The 19,376-nt window shown below is 66.8% G+C and carries 13 protein-coding genes; 6 read left to right on the top strand and 7 right to left on the bottom strand.

Going from position 1 to position 19,376, the window contains the following annotated elements:
* Positions 1-35 precede the first annotated feature (35 nt).
* From DM450_RS00555 to zwf, 5 genes are all read right to left on the bottom strand, one after another.
* Positions 36-2,834 carry a phosphoenolpyruvate carboxylase gene (locus tag DM450_RS00555; protein ID WP_142632141.1) on the bottom strand — a complete coding sequence of 933 codons (2,799 nt, stop codon included), beginning with the start codon at positions 2,832-2,834 and terminating at the stop codon, positions 36-38.
* On the bottom strand, positions 2,831-3,457 hold the full coding sequence (gene eda / locus DM450_RS00550) for a bifunctional 4-hydroxy-2-oxoglutarate aldolase/2-dehydro-3-deoxy-phosphogluconate aldolase (RefSeq protein ID WP_142632140.1): 627 nt from the start codon (positions 3,455-3,457) through the stop codon (positions 2,831-2,833). The genes DM450_RS00555 and eda overlap by 4 nt, the downstream gene beginning before the upstream one ends.
* Positions 3,454-4,446 (bottom strand): glucokinase, encoded by a 993-nt coding sequence (locus DM450_RS00545; RefSeq protein ID WP_142632139.1) that lies wholly within the window; start codon positions 4,444-4,446, stop codon positions 3,454-3,456. The genes eda and DM450_RS00545 overlap by 4 nt, the downstream gene beginning before the upstream one ends.
* Positions 4,447-4,454: 8 nt before the next feature.
* Positions 4,455-6,269 carry a phosphogluconate dehydratase gene (gene edd / locus DM450_RS00540; protein WP_142632138.1) on the bottom strand — a complete coding sequence of 605 codons (1,815 nt, stop codon included), beginning with the start codon at positions 6,267-6,269 and terminating at the stop codon, positions 4,455-4,457.
* A 223-nt stretch (positions 6,270-6,492) separates the two neighbouring features.
* Positions 6,493-7,950, bottom strand: coding sequence for a glucose-6-phosphate dehydrogenase (gene zwf, locus DM450_RS00535; protein WP_142632137.1), 1,458 nt, complete (start codon positions 7,948-7,950; stop codon positions 6,493-6,495).
* 405 nt (positions 7,951-8,355) lie between these two features.
* Between zwf and DM450_RS00530 the strand changes: the two genes are divergently transcribed.
* Positions 8,356-9,354, top strand: coding sequence for a cell wall metabolism sensor histidine kinase WalK (locus tag DM450_RS00530; RefSeq protein ID WP_142632136.1), 999 nt, complete (start codon positions 8,356-8,358; stop codon positions 9,352-9,354).
* Positions 9,355-9,367: 13 nt separating this feature from the next.
* Here the strand turns inward: DM450_RS00530 and DM450_RS00525 are convergent, their stop codons facing one another.
* Positions 9,368-10,681: a glycoside hydrolase family 130 protein gene (locus DM450_RS00525; protein ID WP_185928658.1), complete on the bottom strand. Its 1,314-nt coding sequence runs from the start codon at positions 10,679-10,681 to the stop codon at positions 9,368-9,370.
* Between the two features lie 31 nt (positions 10,682-10,712).
* Positions 10,713-13,058: a glycosyltransferase family 4 protein gene (locus DM450_RS00520; protein ID WP_142632134.1), complete on the bottom strand. Its 2,346-nt coding sequence runs from the start codon at positions 13,056-13,058 to the stop codon at positions 10,713-10,715.
* Positions 13,059-13,403: 345 nt separating this feature from the next.
* Here DM450_RS00520 and DM450_RS00515 point away from each other — a divergent pair, with 345 nt between their 5' ends.
* The 5 genes from DM450_RS00515 to DM450_RS00495 are packed head-to-tail and all read left to right on the top strand — an operon-like array spanning position 13,404 to position 19,361.
* Entirely contained in the window at positions 13,404-14,435 is a 1,032-nt protein-coding gene (locus DM450_RS00515) for a 2-oxoadipate dioxygenase/decarboxylase family protein (RefSeq protein WP_142632133.1), read from the top strand.
* Positions 14,432-15,850: a succinylglutamate-semialdehyde dehydrogenase gene (gene astD / locus DM450_RS00510; RefSeq protein ID WP_142632132.1), complete on the top strand. Its 1,419-nt coding sequence runs from the start codon at positions 14,432-14,434 to the stop codon at positions 15,848-15,850. The genes DM450_RS00515 and astD overlap by 4 nt, the downstream gene beginning before the upstream one ends.
* Positions 15,847-17,055, top strand: coding sequence for a hydrolase (locus DM450_RS00505; RefSeq protein WP_142632131.1), 1,209 nt, complete (start codon positions 15,847-15,849; stop codon positions 17,053-17,055). The genes astD and DM450_RS00505 overlap by 4 nt, the downstream gene beginning before the upstream one ends.
* Complete coding sequence (locus tag DM450_RS00500; RefSeq protein WP_142632130.1) at positions 17,052-18,074, top strand: arginine N-succinyltransferase; 1,023 nt, start codon at positions 17,052-17,054, stop codon at positions 18,072-18,074. The genes DM450_RS00505 and DM450_RS00500 overlap by 4 nt, the downstream gene beginning before the upstream one ends.
* 6 nt (positions 18,075-18,080) lie before the next feature.
* Positions 18,081-19,361 (top strand): N-succinylarginine dihydrolase, encoded by a 1,281-nt coding sequence (locus tag DM450_RS00495; protein WP_142632129.1) that lies wholly within the window; start codon positions 18,081-18,083, stop codon positions 19,359-19,361.
* The last annotated feature ends 15 nt before the right edge of the window (positions 19,362-19,376 follow it).

Below are 19,376 nucleotides of genomic sequence, written 5' to 3'. Positions count from 1 at the left end.
AGGCCGCGGATAACCGTGGCCTCCCTTCAAACAGATCACCCGTGGGCGCCGAACTCGTTCGCCAGCGCCGTGGTGATGCGCAAGGACAGCGCATAGCACCGCGCAATCGGATCGATGAATTCACGGTGGATCTGCGCATAGCCGGTCGCACTCGAATCCGGGTAGTCGCTGGGCTTGTCTACGGTGAAGTCGTCGATCGAGGGGAAGCTCGTCGGGAAGGCGCGGCGCAACTGGGCGAGGCCGTCCTCGACACGCAAGGTGAAGAACATCTCCAGCACGTCGTCGCGGCTGATGTCGTTCGCGCGGCTGAACTGCGGCACCATGACGGCGCGCAGGAACATGTGCTTGAACAAGGCGATACGCAGCGACTGCAGCACGCCGAGGCTGCGACGGGTATGCTCGCGGTCCGGCAGCGGGGTCTCGTCCGGCAAGAGGTCGAGCAGGAAGTGCAGCTTCATCGCATCGACCCGCAGGCGCGAGGCGAGGCGGCGATAGACCCCGGTGCGGTCGTCCTTGGTCAGGTATTCCGCCAGCTTGAGACAGGCCCCGGCGATGTGCTTTTCATCGCCGCGATAGGGGCGGCTGGCCCAGTAGGCGGAGTTGAACAGCTCGCCATAAGCCGCCACCGTCTTGATCGAGGCCAGGGCATTGGCGCTGCGGGCAAGGCGCATGAGCTGCTGCCCGCGCTCGCTCTCGCGCAGCAAGGCGGCCACTTCCTCGCGGTTGCCGTCCGACGCGGTGCCGATCCCGGCGATCACGTTCACCGGATAGCCTAGCTGCTGGAGGATCGCGTTGTGCGGGATCGCGCGGATCTGCCTGAGGCTCATCGAGCGGTCGGAGGCAAGGTCCGACTGACGGCGCGACTTGCGACTGCCGGTGTCGTTGAGCAGGCCGAGGCCGAATGCGGTGATCGCGCGGCTGTAGGTGGCCGATTCCAGATGCTCGTGCTGCACGCCGCGGATCGCGCGGTAGAAATCGAGGCTGAGGTCGGTGCGGCGATAGAACAAGTCGGTCGGCGCATCGGCGTCGGCGCCCCAAAGCGGCATTTCGGCCATGCGGGTAAGCGTGGCGAGCGCCAGTTCGTCCGATCCGAACCAGAGGTAGCCGTCACCGCCCTGGAACGAGACTTCCGGCTCCAGCCGGATGCCCGCGCGCAGGAAACGGCGGCGCGCCCAGGGGCTCATCGGCCACTGGAAGCGATCCTCGATGCTGGACGGATGCGCACCGCGCCCCATCGATTCGCCGTGGGTGTTGAAGATCAGCGCCGAAACGTCGGTCAGGCCATTGGCGACCATCGCTTCGGAGAGGCGGCCTTGCAGACGCTCGATCGCGAGTGCGGCGGGAACCTGCCCGACAAAGCGCCCCGCATCCGAAAAGCCGGTCTGGATCGAGACGCGGCCGCGCTTGTGGGCATAGTCACGGTAGGCAGGCTCGGCCAGGACCGCATCGAGGAAGCGTCCACCATGCTCAAGCGCCGACTCGGTCTCGAACAGCGGCGAGACGTCGACCTTGTCGTCGATCCCGAACATGCGCGCAAAATAGAGCGCGGCGAGGATCGTGGTCGGCTCCTCGCACTCGGCCACCAGCATGCGGATCGGCGCATCGGCGTCGATATGGCCGAGGATCTGCGCCATTGCCAGGAACTGGCGCACGGCGGTCGAGTTCTCGATGGCCAGCGCGGCGAAGTTGGACTTCAGCGGCGTGACTTCGGCCAGCAGCTCGCGCATGCGCACCAGCGCGGCCTGGCTGGCGAGGTTCAGCCGGCCTTCGGGGTCGATGCGCAGGCGGATCGCGTTCTGGAGCTGCGAGGCATTCACGCGGAAGTGGATCCAGCCCATGCCAAGGCCGTCCGCACGCATGGCGGCCGCGGCCACGAGGAGCGTGCGCGCCTGGTCCTGATCGGCGTGGCGCGCCTCGGATTCGAGGTCGCTGATGATCGCATCGAGGCTGACCAGCTTGTCGGCATGGTCGGCGGTCAGCGCATTGGCGGCAGCGGAGAGCGCCTCGGGCGCGGAAAGGTCGGCGGCAAAGCGCGCGGCCATATCGGCGGCATGCGCGGCAGCGCGGGCCAGCCTGGCCGAGATGTCCGGCGCGGCCTGGGCCAGCGTTTCGGCATAGCTCGCAAGCCGCTGGGCCTTTTCCTCCAGACGGTAGCGGATCGAGGTGGACCAGCCGATGTCGGTGCGGCCGTCCATGTCGTAGCCGACCCACGATGCGAAGCGCACCGGCATCGGGTTCAGGCCCTTCCAGCGCTTGGGCCAGCGGGCGGCGGCAATGTCGAACAGGCGCTCGTTGATGCGGTCGCGGGCCTTCTGGCCGCGCGCGATGGCATCCATCGCCTTGCCATGCTCGTAATCGAGCGTGATCGTGTCGCGATCGGGCGAGGCGACGCAGACGGCGGCTTCGCTATGGTCGCCGGTGGAGGCGGCGAGGGCGACGGCCTCGGTCTGGGCGGTGGAGAGCAGGAAAGTCGGGTGCCCGGTGAACACCACATGGGCGGCGGGGCGCTGCCAGCGCACGGCGAAGGCGGTGAAATCATCCCCCGTTCCCGTGGCGCTCGCCGCCGCATCGAGACGGGCCGCATTTTCGGCGGGCGCGATCGGCGCCAGCATGCGGTCCAGCCGCGCGGCGCGGGTGCGCAGCCCCTCGCACTCCATCTCGGCGACGAGGGCCTCGATCTGGTCGAGGCCCATTTCGCCGTTTTCCAGCTGGCGCGACAGTTCGAGCCCCAACTGGAAAACCGGATTGTAGAGCGGCGTCTGGGCGGTCAGGACATGGAGTTCCTGAAGGCGGCGGTCGAGATCGTCGACCGTGGTCAGCGCCGCCGGGCTCAACGTGCGAGCCCTGCCGCAGCGCGGGCCGCCGCCTCGATCCTGGCGACGTCCGGCTTGCCCTTGGGCACCATCCAGCTGCCGCCGACGCAGAGCACCGCGTCCAGCGCCAGCCATTCGGGCGCGTTCTCCGGCGTGACGCCGCCGGTCGGGCAGAACTTCGCCTTGTAGAGCGGTGCCGAGATCGCCTTCAGCGCCGGAGGTCCGCCCGCCGCCATGGCCGGGAAGAACTTCAGGCGGTCGAACCCGCATTCCAGCGCAAACATCACGTCGCTGGCGTTGGCGGTGCCGGGCAGGAACGGGATCTTCGTCTTGTAGGCGGCTTCGGCCAGCATCGGGGTGAGGCCGGGCGAGACGATGAATTCCGCGCCTGCATCGATCGAGCGCTTGAGGTCATCGGGCGAAAGCACGGTGCCTGCGCCGACCACGGCGCCGGGGACCTGCTTCATCACCTTGATCGCCTCGATCGCGCATTCGGTGCGCAGCGTCACTTCGAGGGCGGGCAGGCCGCCTGCGACCAGCGCTTCGGCGATCGGCAGGGCGTGTTCGATATCCTCGATCACCAGCACCGGGATCACCGGGGCCAGACGCATGACCTTTTCGACGGCTTCGGACGGGCTGCTCATTGATGGTGCTCCCTGACATAGGCGGCAGCCGCGCCGAACAGGCCGGGCTGCGGATGGGTGATAAGCTTGACCGGCATCTGCGCCATCATGCCGGCAAAGCGGCCCTTGGCGCAGAAACGCTCGGCAAAGCCCGAGGACAGAATGGTCTCGCGGATACGGTAGCCGAGCCCGCCGGCGATCACGACGCCGCTGGCGCCATGGGACAGCGCGCAATCCCCCGCCGCGCTGCCGAGCGCGAGGCAGAAACGGTCGACGGCGGCGGCGGCCAGTGGATCGGAGAGATTGGTGCCCGCGGTCCAGATATCGACGTCGGTCATGTCGTGGACCGCGCGGTTCTCCATGGCGGCCAGCGTCTGGTAGATGTCGACGATGGCCGGGCCCGAGACCACACGCTCGGTGGAGACGCGGTTGTGGCGCTTGCGCAGCCGGGCGAGGATCGCGTCCTCGATGAGGTCGAGCGGGGCATAGTCGGTATGCCCCCCCTCGGTCGCCTGCACGTGGTAGAAGCCGCCCTGCCCGTGCGGCAACCCGTTGCGCCACAAGTGCGCGACGCCAAGGCCGGTGCCCGGCCCGAGCACGCTCAGTGTACCGGACCGGGGCAGCGGCACATCAGGCCCGGCAAGGTGCAGGAACGCCTCGTCCGGCGCCAGCGCGACGGCATAGGCGACCGCCGCGAAGTCGTTGACCACGGTGTAGCGCGACACCCCCATCTTCTCGGGGATCATCGCCGGGCGAATGATCCACGGGTTGTTGGTGAAGCGGATCACCTCGCCGCCGACCGGGCCGGCGATGGCAATCGAGATGGCATCGGGCAAGGTTCCGCCCATGCGCTCGCGGAAGGCCTGCCAGGCGAGCTGGAAGCTGCCGTGGTCGCTGGTGTGGAGGGTGACGGGTTCGCCGAGCGTGATCTGCCCGTCAACGCCGACCGAGGCCAGCGCGAAGCGGGCATGGGTACCGCCGATATCGACGGCAACGAGTTCGGTACTCACAGAAGCGCTCACAGACCGGCGACCTCCAGCATCGAGGAACCGCCCTGTTCGGCGCCGCCCGCATTCATGCGGAACATGGCGAAGAGTTCGCGGCCCATGCCTTCGGCCGGAGCCGGGGCCGGGACGGGTGAGCGACCGGAGAGGTCCGCCGTGGTCGAGAGCGTGCCGTCTTCCGCCGAGAGACGCACGATGTCCCCGTCCTGCAGGTAGGCGAGCGGGCCACCGGCCAGCGCTTCGGGCGTCACATGGATGGCAGCGGGGACCTTGCCCGACGCGCCCGACATGCGGCCGTCGGTGACCAGCGCCACCTTAAAGCCGCGATCCTGCAGCACGCCCAGCGGCGGGGTCAGCTTGTGGAGTTCGGGCATGCCATTGGCGCGGGGGCCCTGATGGCGCATGACTACAACGACGTCGCGATCCAGTTCGCCCGCCTTGAAGGCATTGATGACCGCTTCCTGCGTCTCGAACACGCGGCACGGGGCCTCGATGGTCCAGCGCTCCTTGTCGACCGCGCTGGTCTTGAAAGTGGCGCGGCCCAGGTTGCCGGAGACGAGGCGCATGCCGCCGTCGGGCAGGAAAGGCTTCGCCACCGTGCTCAGCATGGCCTCGTCGCCGCTGACCGCCGGGGCGGGCTTCCACTTGAGTTCGCCTTCATCGAGCGTCGGCTCGGTGGCATAGTCGCGCATGCCGCCCTTGGAGACGGTGAGGATGTCCTCATGCGCAAGGCCCGCATCCAGCAGTTCGCGCACGATCCATGCCATGCCGCCAGCGGCGTGGAAGTGGTTCACGTCACCCGAACCGTTGGGATAGACGCGGGTGATCAGCGGCACCACGCTGGACAGTTCGTCGAAGTCCTGCCAGTCGATCAGGACACCGGCGCAGCGGGCCATGGCGGGCAGGTGGATCGCGTGGTTGGTCGATCCGCCGGTGGCCAGCAGGCCGACGATGGCGTTCACGATCGCCTTTTCGTCCACGACATGCGCCATCGGACGGAAGTCGTCGCCCTTGCGGGTCATCTCGGTCACGCGGTGGACGGCGGCGCGGGTCACGGCCTGACGCAGCGGCGTGTTCGGGGGCACGAAAGCGGCCCCGGGGATATGCAGGCCCATCATCTCCATCATCATCTGGTTGGAGTTGGCGGTGCCATAGAAGGTGCAGGTGCCGGCCGAGTGATAGCTGGCGCTTTCGCTGGCGAGCAGTTCCTCACGGCCGACCTTGCCCTCGGCATAGAGCTGGCGGACCTTCTGCTTCTCCTTGTTGGAGATGCCGCTGGGCATCGGGCCCGAGGGGATGAACACGGCAGGCAGATGGCCGAAGCGCAGCGCGCCCATGACGAGGCCGGGCACGATCTTGTCGCAGATGCCGAGCAGGGTCATGCCGTCATACATCGCGTGGCTCAGCGAGACGGCGGTGGAAAGGGCGATGGTGTCGCGGCTGAACAGCGAGAGTTCCATGCCGTCGAAGCCCTGCGTCACGCCGTCGCACATGGCGGGCACGCCGCCGGCAACTTGCGCCGTCGCGCCCACTTCGCGGGCATAGAGCTTCATCTGCTCGGGATAGCGACCATAGGGCTGATGCGCCGAGAGCATGTCGTTATAGGCGGTGACGATGCCGACGTTGATCGCCTTGCCGGTGGCAATGGCAGGCTTGTCCTCACCGCTCGCGGCAAAGCCGTGCGCGAGGTTGGAGCACGAAAGGAACGAACGGTCCGAATGGCGGCCGGCTTCACGCTCGACCATGGCGAGATAACGTTCGCGGGTGGGCTTCGATCGCTCGATGATGCGATCGGTCACGCGGGCGACCACCGGGCTGAGGTTGCTCATGGGGTTACTCCTGCTCTGTCCGTCTGCCACTGCTGTCGTGGCGTCTGTCTTGTCTCAGCCTCCCGAAGCCGCGCCCTCGGGATCTCCCGGGCGAGGCTTGAAGGCGTTTAGGTAACCGGTGTCAATAGTTATCTTCCACCGGTTCGCGGGGGCATGGGCACGGGGATGCGCGCGCACCCCACGATATAGGGTGCGCTGCGCGATCATGCCCGTTCTGGCCTGCTTACTCGTGCCACGTTACGCCATCGCGCTCGGCGAGGGCGATGGCGGCGGAGGGGCCCCAGCTTCCGGCGGTGTAGGTCTTGGGCTCTTGCGCCTGTTCCTCCCACTCGGTCCGGATCGCGTCGATCCAGTCCCACTGCGCTTCCACCTCGTCGCGGCGGACGAACAGCGTCTGCTCGCCCTCGATCAGGTCCAGCAGCAGGCGCTCATAGGCGATGCGGCGCTGCGGTCCGGCGAAGGCGTCGGGCATGGTGATGGCGAGCGGGATCGAGCGCAGGCCGAAGCCGTTGCGGTCCAGCCCCGGCACCTTGGCCATGAGGGAGAGCGTGATGTTCTCACTCGGCTGGATGCCGATGACGAGGCGGTTGGGCACCGTCTTGGCGCCGCGGCCGTGGAAGATCGAGTGCGGCACATCGCGGAACTGCACGACGATCTCGGTCGTGCGGCGCGGCAGGCGCTTGCCGGTGCGCAGATAGAAGGGCACGCCCTGCCAGCGCCAGTTGTCGATATGCGCCTTGATCGCGACGAAAGTCTCGGTGTTCGAATCCTTGCCGAGTTCGTCGTCGTAGCCCGGCACGGCCTGGCCGCCGATGGCACCGGCGCGGTACTGGCCGGTCACCGTCTCGTTGGCGGCAACCTTGCGCAAGGAGCGCAGGATCTTCACCTTCTCGTCGCGCACGCTGGTGGCGTCGTAGCTGACCGGCGGCTCCATCGCGACAAGCGCGAGCAGCTGAAGCATGTGGTTCTGCACCATGTCCCGCAGCGCGCCCGAATCGTCGTAATAGGCAACGCGCGATTCGAGGCCTACGGTTTCGGCCACGGTGATCTGCACATGGTCGATATGCGCCGCGTTCCACAGCGGTTCGAACATCAGGTTGGCGAAGCGCAGCGCCAGCAGGTTCTGGACGGTTTCCTTGCCCAGATAGTGGTCGATGCGGAAGATACGGTCTTCCGGGAAAGCGCGGGCGACGGCGTCGTTGATCACCTTGCTGGAGGCAAGATCGATGCCCAGCGGCTTTTCGAGGCCGATGCGCACATTGTCACCGGCCAGCCCGCTCGCCTGGAGGCCGCGAATGGTCGGCTCGAACAGGCTGGGCGCGGTGGAGAGGAAGATCGACAACCCGTCCTTGGGCTCACCCACCTTGGCCGCCAATGCATTGAAGCCTTCCATCTGGTTGGCGTCGAGCGTCTGGTACGACAGGCGGTTGAGGAAACGGGCCATGCCGCCGCGCCGTTCGGCGGGCAGGAACTGTTCGAGCGAGGCGCGTGCGAAGTTGCGGAACTCGGCATCGTCATGCTCGGAACGCGCGGTTCCGATGATCTCGATCTTGGGATCGAGCAAGCCTTCGGCATCGAGCGCGCAAAGCGATGGGAGGAGCATGCGGCGCGAAAGATCGCCCGTGGCGCCGAACAGCAACAAGCGGTCGGACGTGAATTGGGCCTTAGTAGAATTGGTCACAGGGCGCTGTCCACCTTCTGGGGGTTATTCACCTTCTTCGTCATGTCCGCCGGGGACCGGCGGGTTTCCTCCTCCAGCATTCCAGCCATACGCACCGGTAAAGAAAGGGTCGGCCATGGGATTTCGTCGATCCTGAAGATGTAAACAGGATGAAACGGTGTCAGGCAGGACGTCTGGTCTTCGCGGTTGCAGCATAGCATGGACTGCGTGGGCAGTGCTAGGCGAGAGCGCGGCAAACCTCAACCTCGTTTGCACCATTTGAACTCATACAATGTGCGCATACGTATAGGACCGCCATTATCGAGGCGATTTTCCGCAAGTTCCTTGCCCCAGCGTCTTTGTCCTGTCGTCCAGTGCATGCATGGAAACAGGTCAGACGTTTAGAACCTTAGAAAGCAAAGCCACATGGCCGCAGACGGCGTCCACCTCCTCGAACATCTCCAGACCCCGGCGATGGTGGTCTCGCGCGGACAGGTGCGCTTCGCCAATGGCGCCGCCAAGGCGCTGCTGGGCGCCCATATCGTCGGGCAGGACGTGCGCATCGCCATTCGCGAACCGCGCGCGGTGGCCGCGATCCTCAGCGAGGAAGGCGGCATCGCCCGTGTCTCCGGTCTCTCGACCGGAGGCAGCGTGTGGGAAGTCGATTGCCGCGTGCTCTCGCCGACAGACCGCCTGGTCAGCCTCTACGACTTGTCGGAACGGGTCAGCGTGGCAAAATCGCACGCCGACTTCGTGGCCAATGCCAGCCACGAACTGCGCACCCCGCTGGCCAATGTCATGGGCTATGTCGAAACGCTGATGAACCCCAAGGCGGGCGGCGACGAAGGCGTGCGCAACCGCTTTCTCGACACCATCCGCCACGAGGCGCAGCGCATGCAGGCGCTGATCCTCGACCTCATGAGCCTCTCGCGGATCGAGGCGGTGAAGCACGAAGTGCCCTCCGATCAGGTCGAGATGGTGGCGCTGGCGCAAACGATGGCAGGCGAATCGAAGCCGGGCTCCAACGTCACGGTCCACACCAACTGCGATGCCGCAGTGGTGACCGGCGACCGTGGGCAACTGGCACAAGTGCTGCGCAACCTGATCGACAACTCGATCAAGTACGGCAAGCAGGGCGGCAACGTGGACGTCTCGCTGGAGGCGACGGCGACCGGCTGGGTCCTCGTCACCGTACGCGACGAGGGCGAGGGCATCGCCCCCGAACACCTGCCCCGCGTGACCGAGCGCTTCTACCGCGCCGACACCAGCCGCAGCCGCGCGGTGGGCGGCACCGGGCTCGGCCTCTCTATCGTCAAGCACATCGTCGAGCGCCACCGCGGCCGCTTCGACATCGACAGCCGCCCCGGCAGCGGCACCACCGCCTCGATCATGCTCCCGCTGCGCAAGGAAGAGGCCCTGGGATAACCGCTCGCAGCCGCTACGTCATGAGGCCCAGCAGCGCCGTGATCTCGCACGTCGCGAAACCCACGGTGCTATCGGAAATGCCGTAGGGGATCAGCAGCCGTTCCCCCACCTTGAGCGCCCCGCAGGTATAGACCACGTTGGGCACGTAGCCCGAGCGGTCGGCGTTTTCGGCGGTCAGCACCGGCTCCACGGTGCGGGCCAGCACTTTCGACGGGTCCTTGAGGTCGAGCAACGCGCAGCCCAGCGCGTACTTGCGCATCGCGCCGACGCCGTGGGTGAACAACAGCCAGCCATGCTCGGTCGGGATCGGGCTGCCGCAATTGCCGATCTGGATGAACTCCCAGGGGTACTTGGGCCCCATCAGCATCACCCCTTCATCATCCCATACCGCCAGGTCGTCGGATTTCAGCAGGAAAAGGTTCTTGCCATCCTGTCGCCCGACCATGCAGAACTGCTCGCCGATCTTCTCGGGAAACAGCGCCATGCCCTTGTTGCGCCCGGCCCGGCCCCGGATCGGCTCCAGTTCGAAAGCCCGGAAGTCGCGCGTGCGCAGCAGTTCGGAGCGGATCGAGCTGCCCGAATAGGCGGTATAAGTCCCCACCCATTCGTAGTCGCCGCCGCCGTGGTCGAAGCGGACGAGGCGCAAATCCTCCAGTCCGCCGCGTTGCTGCTCGGTAATCGGGAAGATCACCGTGTTCGACAGGCTCGAATCGGGCTGGCGATGGACAAGGACATTGCAGTCCTCGGCATCGATCTGCTCCTCGTCATCGAGTTCCACCGACGTCGCGAACGCTGCCTGCGGCCAGAGGCTGAACGTGCCGTCCGCCTCGGCAATGCCCTCGCGAAAGGCGATCGAGCTGATGTGCCCCTCGCCCACCGCGCGCAGGCTCATGATGAAACGCACCGATCCATCCTGCATGCCCGACTGGTCGGGCGCGGGCACGATCGAGGGGTTCATCAGCGCGGCGGCGGCAAACGTGTATTCATGACAGAAGTACGAGCCGATCAGGCGTTTGCGCGCCTCGGAAAACCGCGCCGGATCAAGATCGAGATTGGCCGCCACTTCGGCAAAGCGTTCGGCAAAGATGTTCTCGGTCTGCCAGTGGCGTTCCTTGAAGTCGCGCAGCACCCGCTCGTATTCGGCATCGGCACGCTCCTCGGTGAGCGCGGCGATGTCCTCCACCAGTTGCATCGCCCGGCCGCCGGGGGCGTTTTTCGCCTGCCAGCCGAGGTGGAAGGGTCGCAGGACCACCCGTGCCGGATCGGCGTGCAGGCGGGTCTCGAAAATGTGCAGCGGCTCAGTCCAGGCTGTTTCGGGCCGGTTCACGCAAACCTCCTTGGCCGCCCCCGAACAAACATCAGCCCCCCGCCGATGCGAGCGGGCCGGACGAAACGAGCGGCCCCGATCGGGCAAGCTCGGACAGAGCATAATGCGAAAGCTGGAAAGCGAGAATGGATTCCGCCCCGCAATTGCCGTTGACCCCGCGCGGCGTCACCCCGTCATGACAGCGTCCCGAAGCCATGTCGGCCAGCACCACGCCGCGATCGTTGCCGCCAAAGAACCAGCGCCAAGCGGCCAGGGCATGCTCGCGCCAGAATGCCCCGCCGGTGACGCGCCAGGCTGAGCGCGCCGCCTCGATGGCCGCCTGAGCCTCCAGGGGCTGCTGGTCGAACGGCAGATAGCTGTAAGGCTTGTGGAAGCTTTCCGAACCGATCGGACGGAACGCGCCTCGGGCCGAGACCTGCTGGTGGCAGATCCATTCCAGCGTGGCGAGCCCGTCACCGATCCAGTCCTCCCGCCCCAGCGCCACGCCCGCCTCGATCAGCGCCTGCGGCAGGCGCGGGTTGTCATAGCCGAGCACGGCCTCGAACCAGCCCCAGTCGGGCCTGCGGCCATGGCCGAGCAACCGCATCAGGAACGCGCCGCCGCCTTCCACTTGCGCGCGGGCCGCCGCGTGATCCGGCGCACTGCGCAGCACCGCGCAGGCACCCAGCATGGCAAAGGCGATGGCGCGCGGCGACCCCATCTCGGCGAGCGAGGGCAGGACCTGCTCGAAAAGTTGCAGAGCCCAGGCAGCAAGGAGCGGGTCGCTGCCTGACTCATAGGTCTGCCCCAGCGCCCACAGCGCGCGGCCGTTCGAATCCTCCGACCCCTCGTCCTCGCACCAGGTGCGGTCGTAGTTCATGAAATTGCGGAACCGTCCGGCCTCGCCATTCCAGGCGTACTGGATAAAACCGGCGTAGGCGAAGCTCCACTTCATGCGCTCGGCGGCAGGCAGCCCGCCAGCAAGATTCATCAGCATGAGCGCGCGTGCGTTGTCGTCGAGGCAATAGCCGTGGCGCCGGTCAGGCACGACGCCGATGGCATGCTGGAGCATGCCGGTGGCATCGCTCATCGCGAAAACCGCGGAGAGGCCTGGCGTGGCGGTGATGGGCGGCGCGGGCAGGCCCCAACGCCAGTCAGGCGCACGGGCATGGTCGATGAGCCGCGCCGCGCTTTCGGCAAAGCGCGGCCAGACCGTCTCGCGCCCTCGCGCCCAGGCCCGGCGCTGCATGGCCAGCCGTTCGCCGGGGTCGTCCAGCAGGGCATTGACGGCAGCGGCGATGGCCTCGCTCGATCCCGGCTCGATCAGGACACCCGCTCCATCCCCAAGCAATTCGCGGGCATGCACGTAGGGCGTGGATACAAGCGCCTTGCCCAGCGCCACCGCATAACTCAGCGTGCCCGACGTCGATTGCTGGAGGCCCGGATACGGCGTCAGGTAAATGTCGCAGGCCTCGAGTTGGTCCAGCAATTCGTCGGTTTCGAGGAAACGATTGTCCCAGGCCAGATGCGCCGCCACGCCGAGATCGGCGGCGAGCCGCTCCAGCTTCTCGCGGTAGGCCTCGCCCTCGCGCGCGACGAGGTTGGGATGGCTGGCACCGACCACCCGGTAGAGCACGTCGGGATGGCGCTCGGCGATCGCCGGCAGTGCGGCGATGGCATGCTCAAGCCCCTTGCCCGGGCCGAGCAGGCCAAACGTCATCAGCACCTTGCGCCCGGCAAGACCGAGCCGCGCCTTGAATTCCTGCTGGCGGCCGAATGGCCGGTCGGGGGCACCATGCTCGATCACCTCGATGATGGCGGCGGGCACCGCGTATTCGCATTCGAGCAAGTCCCGGGAATGGCGGGACATGACCATGATGCGTGACGCGCGCGTCACGAGATGGTCGAGAATCGCCCGCTGGCGCGGCGAAGGCTCGGACAGCACGGTGTGCAGCGTGAGGATCAGCGGCGGCGCCAGCCGGTCGACGAAAGGACAGACCATCGCCCCATCCTCGCCGCCGAAGATCCCGTATTCGTGCTGGAGCCAGACCGCATCCACGCCGCTCTCGTTGATCTGCCGGGCAGCGCGGGCGTAGTCCTGCGGATCGTCATGGGCGATGGTGCCGGCGACCGGACCATAGCCAAGCGGCGCCGCGCGATCGTCCAGAACATGCACGTCGACCGTGATTTCAGGATGATGTTCACGCAGCTTTTCGAATATCTCGCTCGTGAACGTGGCGATACCGCACTTTCGCGGAGCAAAATTTCCGATCAGGGCAATGTGTGCAGGCCTGAGCACCGACGGTTCTTCCGGCGTATTGGCACCGGAAAAGATCGAACGCACCTTTTCCGAACCCGATTGCCAACCGGGTTCCTGGTCGTGAGACAACAAGTTCATGCACGCTCCTTGGGGGACAGGAGGGATTTCGCTCTCTCAAACCCGGATCATGCCATGGGTTTCCCGCCCGCTTGCGCAAAAAACGTGGTCGCGCGCCAAAGTGTTCCGCAGGAACGCCCTACCGTGCATTTCGAACAGATCGCGGCGCCGTGCTCCTCTCCAGCGGCATGTCGCCGCAGCAGGAGACCGACTCGAACGATTCGAAGCGTGCAGAAATGTCCACAAAATGAACGACTAAAATAGTCTAGACAAAAACGCGAACCCTCCCCGTCCATGCCATGGACTTGGCTGCCACGCTTTTCTATGTCTGACGCCACGCGCAACAACAGGAACGACGGGAAAACGATGCCCTCCTCCCCCCAGACTCTCGCGAACCCCGACCAGACGCTGCCGCGCCTGCTTGCCGCCGCCATCGGCGAAAGCAAGGCGAACCTGGCCCTCACCACGCTGACCCTCGACCCCGCGCTGGCAGGCAGCGGCGACATGGTCAGCCGCGCGCAACTGGCGATGGCACTCAACGCCGCGCTGTTTGCCGACCTGCTGGACCGCGTGCCGACCGCGCAGCGCTATATCGATGCCGTGCGCGGCGCGGGCGAGACCATCGTGTTCGACCACGGCGCGCTGCGCACCATCGATGGCGAGACCGGCGAGCTGCCCCGCGGCCACATGGCCTTCGGCCGCTTCCTGGCCCCGCTCGGTTATGAAGTCGTAGGCCTCTATCCGCTGCCCAAGCTGAAGATGACCGGCCGCGCCTATGCCCAGCGCGACCTGCCCGAAACGATCCCGCAGTTCTTTGTCTCCGAACTCCATGTCGACCAGCTGGCCGAGGCCGCGCAGGGTGCCTGTGCAAACGTCTTCGGCACGTCCCGCGACCCGCTGGGCGAAGCCGAATGGGCCGCGCTCGACACGCTGGCCAGCGACGGCACGGTGGACTTCGCCACCGCCCTGACGGCATTGAAGGGCGTGATCGCCTGTTTCGAACGCCAGCATCAGCCGCCCGCACTGGCCGACTACGAAGTGCTGCTGCCCGAAACCGGGGAAGGCGCCTGGATCGCCACCGAGGGCAATGCCTTCAACCACGCGACCACACGCACCGCCGACGTCATGGCCCTGTCCGACCGTCTCAAGGCAGAGGGCTATCCGATGAAGGCTGCGGTCGAAGTGTCCAAGAACGGCCGCGTCCGCCAGACCGCGATCATTGCCGACAAGGTGGCCCGCCCGTTCCTCGAAGCGGACGGCAGTGCGGTCGAACTGGACGTGCCCGGCTCGTTCTACGAATTCATCACCCGCGACATCGACCCGGAAACCGGCAAGCTCGACCTCACTTTCGATTCGGGCAATGCCACCGGCATCTTCGCGGTGACGAGAAGCGCATGAGCCTGCTCCAATCGTTCGACCCGGCCAGCGGCGCACTGGTCTGGGAGGGCGAGGCGGCAAACGCCGCGGCGGTCGATGCCGCGCTGGCGCGCGCCCACGCGGCGTTTCCGGCATGGGCCGCGCTTCCGATCGCCGCACGGGTCGAGGCGGTCTTGCGCTACAAGGCCGTGCTGGAGGCCCGCAAGGACACGATCGCCGAAGTGATTTCGCGCGAGACCGGCAAGCCGCTCTGGGAAACGCGCGCCGAACTCGCCTCGATGATCGGCAAGGTCGGCCTCTCGATCACCGCACAGGCCGAGCGTGCGGGCGAGAAGCGGCAGGACATGCCCTTCGGCGCCGCCGTGCTGCGCCACCGCCCGCACGGGGTGATGGCGGTGCTGGGGCCGTTCAACTTCCCCGGCCACTTGCCCAACGGCCATATCGTCCCCGCCCTGCTGGCAGGCAACACGGTGGTGTTCAAACCCTCCGAAATGACCCCCGCCACCGGGCAGGCCATGGCCGATGCGTGGGCGGAGGCAGACCTTCCTGAAGGCGTATTCCAGATCGTCCAAGGCGCGCGCGCCACCGGCGAGGCACTGGTAGCGGGCCATATCGACGGATTGCTGTTCACCGGTTCGGCGGGCGCGGGCGCGCATTTCCGGCGCATTTTCGCGGACCGGCCCGACGTGATCCTCGCGCTGGAACTCGGCGGCAACAACCCGCTGGTGGTCTGGGACGGCGACCTGGACGAGGCCGCCTCGCTCGTCGTGCAGTCGAGCTTCATCACCACCGGGCAGCGCTGCTCCTGCGCGCGCCGCCTGATCGTGCCGGACAACCAGTTCGGCACCGCGCTGGTCGATGCCGTCGCCGCGCTGGCCGACCGCGTCATCATCGGCGAATGGCACGAGACGCCCGAGCCGTGGTTCGGCCCGCTGATCTCGGCTGATGCCGCTGCGGCCGCCAAGGCGCGCTTTGCCCGGCTTGTCGAGCGCGGCGCCGCGGTGATCCGCACCTTCGAAGGCGTTGAAGGCCGCAGCGATGCCTTTGTCACCCCCGGCATTCTCGACGTCACCGGCGTGGACGTGCCCGACGAGGAAATTTTCGCCCCCCTCATGCAAGTGACCCGCGTGCCCGATTTCGATGCCGCCATCGCCGCCGCCAATGCCACCCGCTTTGGTCTTTCGGCAGGCCTCGTCAGCGCGGACGACGCCTTGTGGGATCGCTTCGTGCTGGAAAGCCGCGCGGGCGTGGTCAACCGCAACCGCCCGACCACCGGCGCGGCCGGATCGATGCCCTTCGGCGGCCTTGGCGACAGCGGCAACCACCGCCCGAGCGCTTATTACGCCGCCGATTACTGCGCCTACCCGGTCGCCAGTTTCGAGGCGGCCAGCGTCACCGGCAACAGCGGTGCGCTCGCAGGGAAGCTCTCGGCATGAGCGGACTGAGCTTCGAGGAACAGGGCCTGCTCGCCCCGGTCGAACGCGCACCGATCCTGACCCACACGCTGGACTGGGCGGCGATCAACAGCGGCACCGCCAACCTCGACGGGCTGGCGGCCATGGCCACGCGGCTGGCCGACGCCTTTGCGGCGCTGCCCGGAGAAGTGCGGCTGGTCGATCCCGCCCCGGTCGAGAAAGTGGACAGCCAGGGCCGATCCCGCGAGGTTGTCCACGGACGCCACCTCGTGCTTTCGGTGCGTCCCGAGGCAGAGCGACGGGTGATCCTGACCGGGCACATGGACACCGTCTACCCCCTCGACCACCCCTTCCAGGCCTGCGACTGGCTGGACACGAACACTCTCCACGGCCCCGGCACGGCGGACATGAAGGGCGGGCTTGCGGTGATGCTGGCGGGCCTTGCGGCTTACGAGCGCGGCGATCCGACGCTCGGCTACGACGTGCTCGTCAACAGCGACGAGGAAACCGGCTCGCTCTCCTCCGCCCCGCTGATCGCCGATCTGGCCCGCGGCAAGCTGGCAGCGCTAACGTACGAACCCGCCCTGCCCGGCGGCCAGATGGCGCGCGCTCGGCCAGGCTCGGGCAATTACGCAGTGGTTGTCCATGGCCGCTCCGCCCATGCCGGGCGCAACCCCGAGGACGGCCGCAACGCCGTGCTCGCCGCCAGCGACCTTGCCCTGCGGCTTGCCGCGATGCGCCGCCCCGGCCTTTCGGTGAACCCGGCGAAGATCGAGGGCGGCGCTCCCAACAACACCGTGCCGGACCTTGCCGTGCTGCACTTCAACATGCGCCCTGCCACCCCCGAACACGCCGCCGAAGCCCAGGCCTATATCACGGCCGCCGTCGCCCAGGTCTCGGCCGCGCACGAAGTGCACATGCATGTCCACGGCCACGTCTCGCGCCCGCCCAAGGCGATAACGGCCAAGACCGAGGCGCTCTACGGCCTTGTCAGCAAGGCCGCTGCCGACCTTGGCCAGCCGATGAGTTGGAAGGACACCGGCGGCGTCTGCGACGGCAACAACATCGCCGCCTGCGGGGTGCCGGTGCTTGATACCATGGGCGTGCTGGGCGGCTCGATCCATTCACCGGACGAATATCTGCTGGCGGATTCGCTGGATGCCCGCGCCCGCCTTACTGCTCTTGTCCTGCATAGACTGGACCGCCACGGAGTTCTGCCCACATGACATTCCTCCTGCGCACCGCACAGGAAAAGGACCTGGAAGCCCTCTACCGCATGGCCAAGGGCACCGGCGGCGGCTTCACCAACCTGCCGCCCGACAAGCCGACGCTGAAGGCCAAGCTGGAACGCACCGCCAAAAGCTTCGCGCGCGACAGCGACGAGATCGCCAACGACCTCTTTGCCTTCATTCTCGAGGACACCGCCACCGGCAAAGTGCGCGGCACCTGCCAGGCGTTCTCGCAAGTCGGTACCGAGTATCCGTTCTATTCCTACCGTATCGGCCGGATCACCCAGCATTCCAAGGAACTGGACCGCACCTTCCGCGCCGAGATGCTGACGCTGTGCACCGACCTCGACGGGGCGAGCGAAGTGGGCGGGCTCTACCTAGACGCCACCGAGCGTTCGGCGGGTGTCGGCAAGCTGCTGGCGCGCAGCCGCTACCTCTTCATCAAGACGCACCGCTCGCGCTTCGGCGACACCACCCTGGCCGAACTGCGCGGCGCCATAGACGACGCGGGCAACTCGCCGTTCTGGGACGGGCTGGCCGGGCGCTTCTTCGACATGAGCTTCCGCGATGCCGACGAGTTCAACGCCACCCACGGCAACCAGTTCATCGCCGACCTCATGCCCAAGCACCCGATCTACTGCGCGCTGCTGTCCGAAGCCGCGCGCCAGGTGATGGGCCAGCCGCACTATTCGGGACGTCCGGCGATGCGCATGCTGGAGAACGAGAACTTCTCGTTCCAGAACTACGTCGACATCTTCGACGGCGGCCCGACCATGCTCGCGCGCACCGACCAGATCCGCACCGTGCAGGAAGCCCGCACCGCCCCTGTGGTCGCCGTTGTCGAGGATGACGGCAGCGAACCCAGCCATATCGTCTCTACCGGACGGCTGGCCGCATTCCGCGCATGCCTGGGGAAAGTAACCATTGTCGAGGGCGGCGTGACACTTGATGCTGCCGCGGCGGCTCTGCTAGACATAACGAAGGGGGGCGACGAAATCACTTACGCGAGTGCATGATCGCCCATGGTCACCGAGATCAACTTCGACGGCATCGTCGGACCCAGCCACAACTACGCAGGCCTCAGTCTCGGTAATCTCGCCTCCACCCGCAATTACGGCAAGGTATCGGAGCCACGCGCGGCGGCCTTGCAGGGGCTGGCAAAGATCCGCGCCAACCTCGAACGCGGCGTGGCTCAAGGCTTTTTCCTGCCGCATCGGCGGCCCGACACGTGCTGGCTCCAGCAACTGGGCACCACCGTCGAGGCGGCCGAGCCGCGCCTTCGTGCCAATGCCATGTCGGCTTCGGCAATGTGGGCGGCCAATGCCGCCACCGTCTCGCCCGCAGCCGATACCGCCGACGGGCGCTGCCACCTGACCGTCGCCAATCTCATGACGATGCCGCATCGCAGCCATGAATGGCGCGAAACACTGTTCCAGCTTCGCCTCGCCTTTGCCGACACCGAACGCTTCGCGGTCCATGCCCCGATCCCGGCCCCGTTCGGTGACGAGGGCGCGGCCAACCACATGCGCCTCTGCGCCCGCCACGACGCACCGGGCGTGGAAATCTTCGTCTACGGCCACACCGGGGCCGGCGATCTTGATCCCGGCCCCTACCCCGCCCGTCAGCACCGCGAGGCCAGCGCGGCAATCGCGCGCCGCCACGGCCTTGATCCCGAACGCACGATCCTTGTCCGCCAATCGGAAGAAGCCATTGCCTCGGGCGCCTTCCACAACGATGTCGTCGCCGTCGCCAACGAGCGGGTACTGTTTGCCCATGAGAACGCCTTCGCCAATCGCGAGGGCTTTTACGCCGAACTGCGGGCCAAGTTTCCCGAAGTCGAGATCATCGAGATCCCGGCCAGCGAGGTCAGCCTGTTCGATGCAATCCAGTCCTACCTGTTCAACGCCCAACTGATCACGCAGCCCTCGGGGGAAATGGCGCTGATCCTGCCGACCGAGGCCCGCGAATCCCCCAGCGTCTGGCCGTGGCTGGAGCGGCTGGTCGCCGGCAATGGTCCGATCCGCCAGCTCTTTGTCCACGATCTGCGCCAATCGATGGCCAATGGCGGCGGTCCTGCCTGCCTGCGCCTGCGCGTCGTGGCCGATCCTGCCGCGATCGACCCGCGCTTCATCGCAACGACCGCCAGGCTGGACCGTATCGAGGCGCTGATCGCCCGACTCTGGCCCGAGCAACTGTCGGTCGACGACTTGTCCGAACCTGCGATCTGGGCGCAATGCCTTGCCGCCCGCGCCGCGTTGTGCCGGGAACTGGAACTGCCCGAACTCGAACAGGCAAGCTACTGAAAGCGGTTTTTGCAA

This window comes from Sphingomonas sp. IC081, assembly GCF_006874585.1.
In the GTDB taxonomy this organism is placed as follows: Bacteria; Pseudomonadota; Alphaproteobacteria; order Sphingomonadales; family Sphingomonadaceae; genus Novosphingobium.
This window is presented reverse-complemented; position numbering and strand designations above follow the sequence as displayed.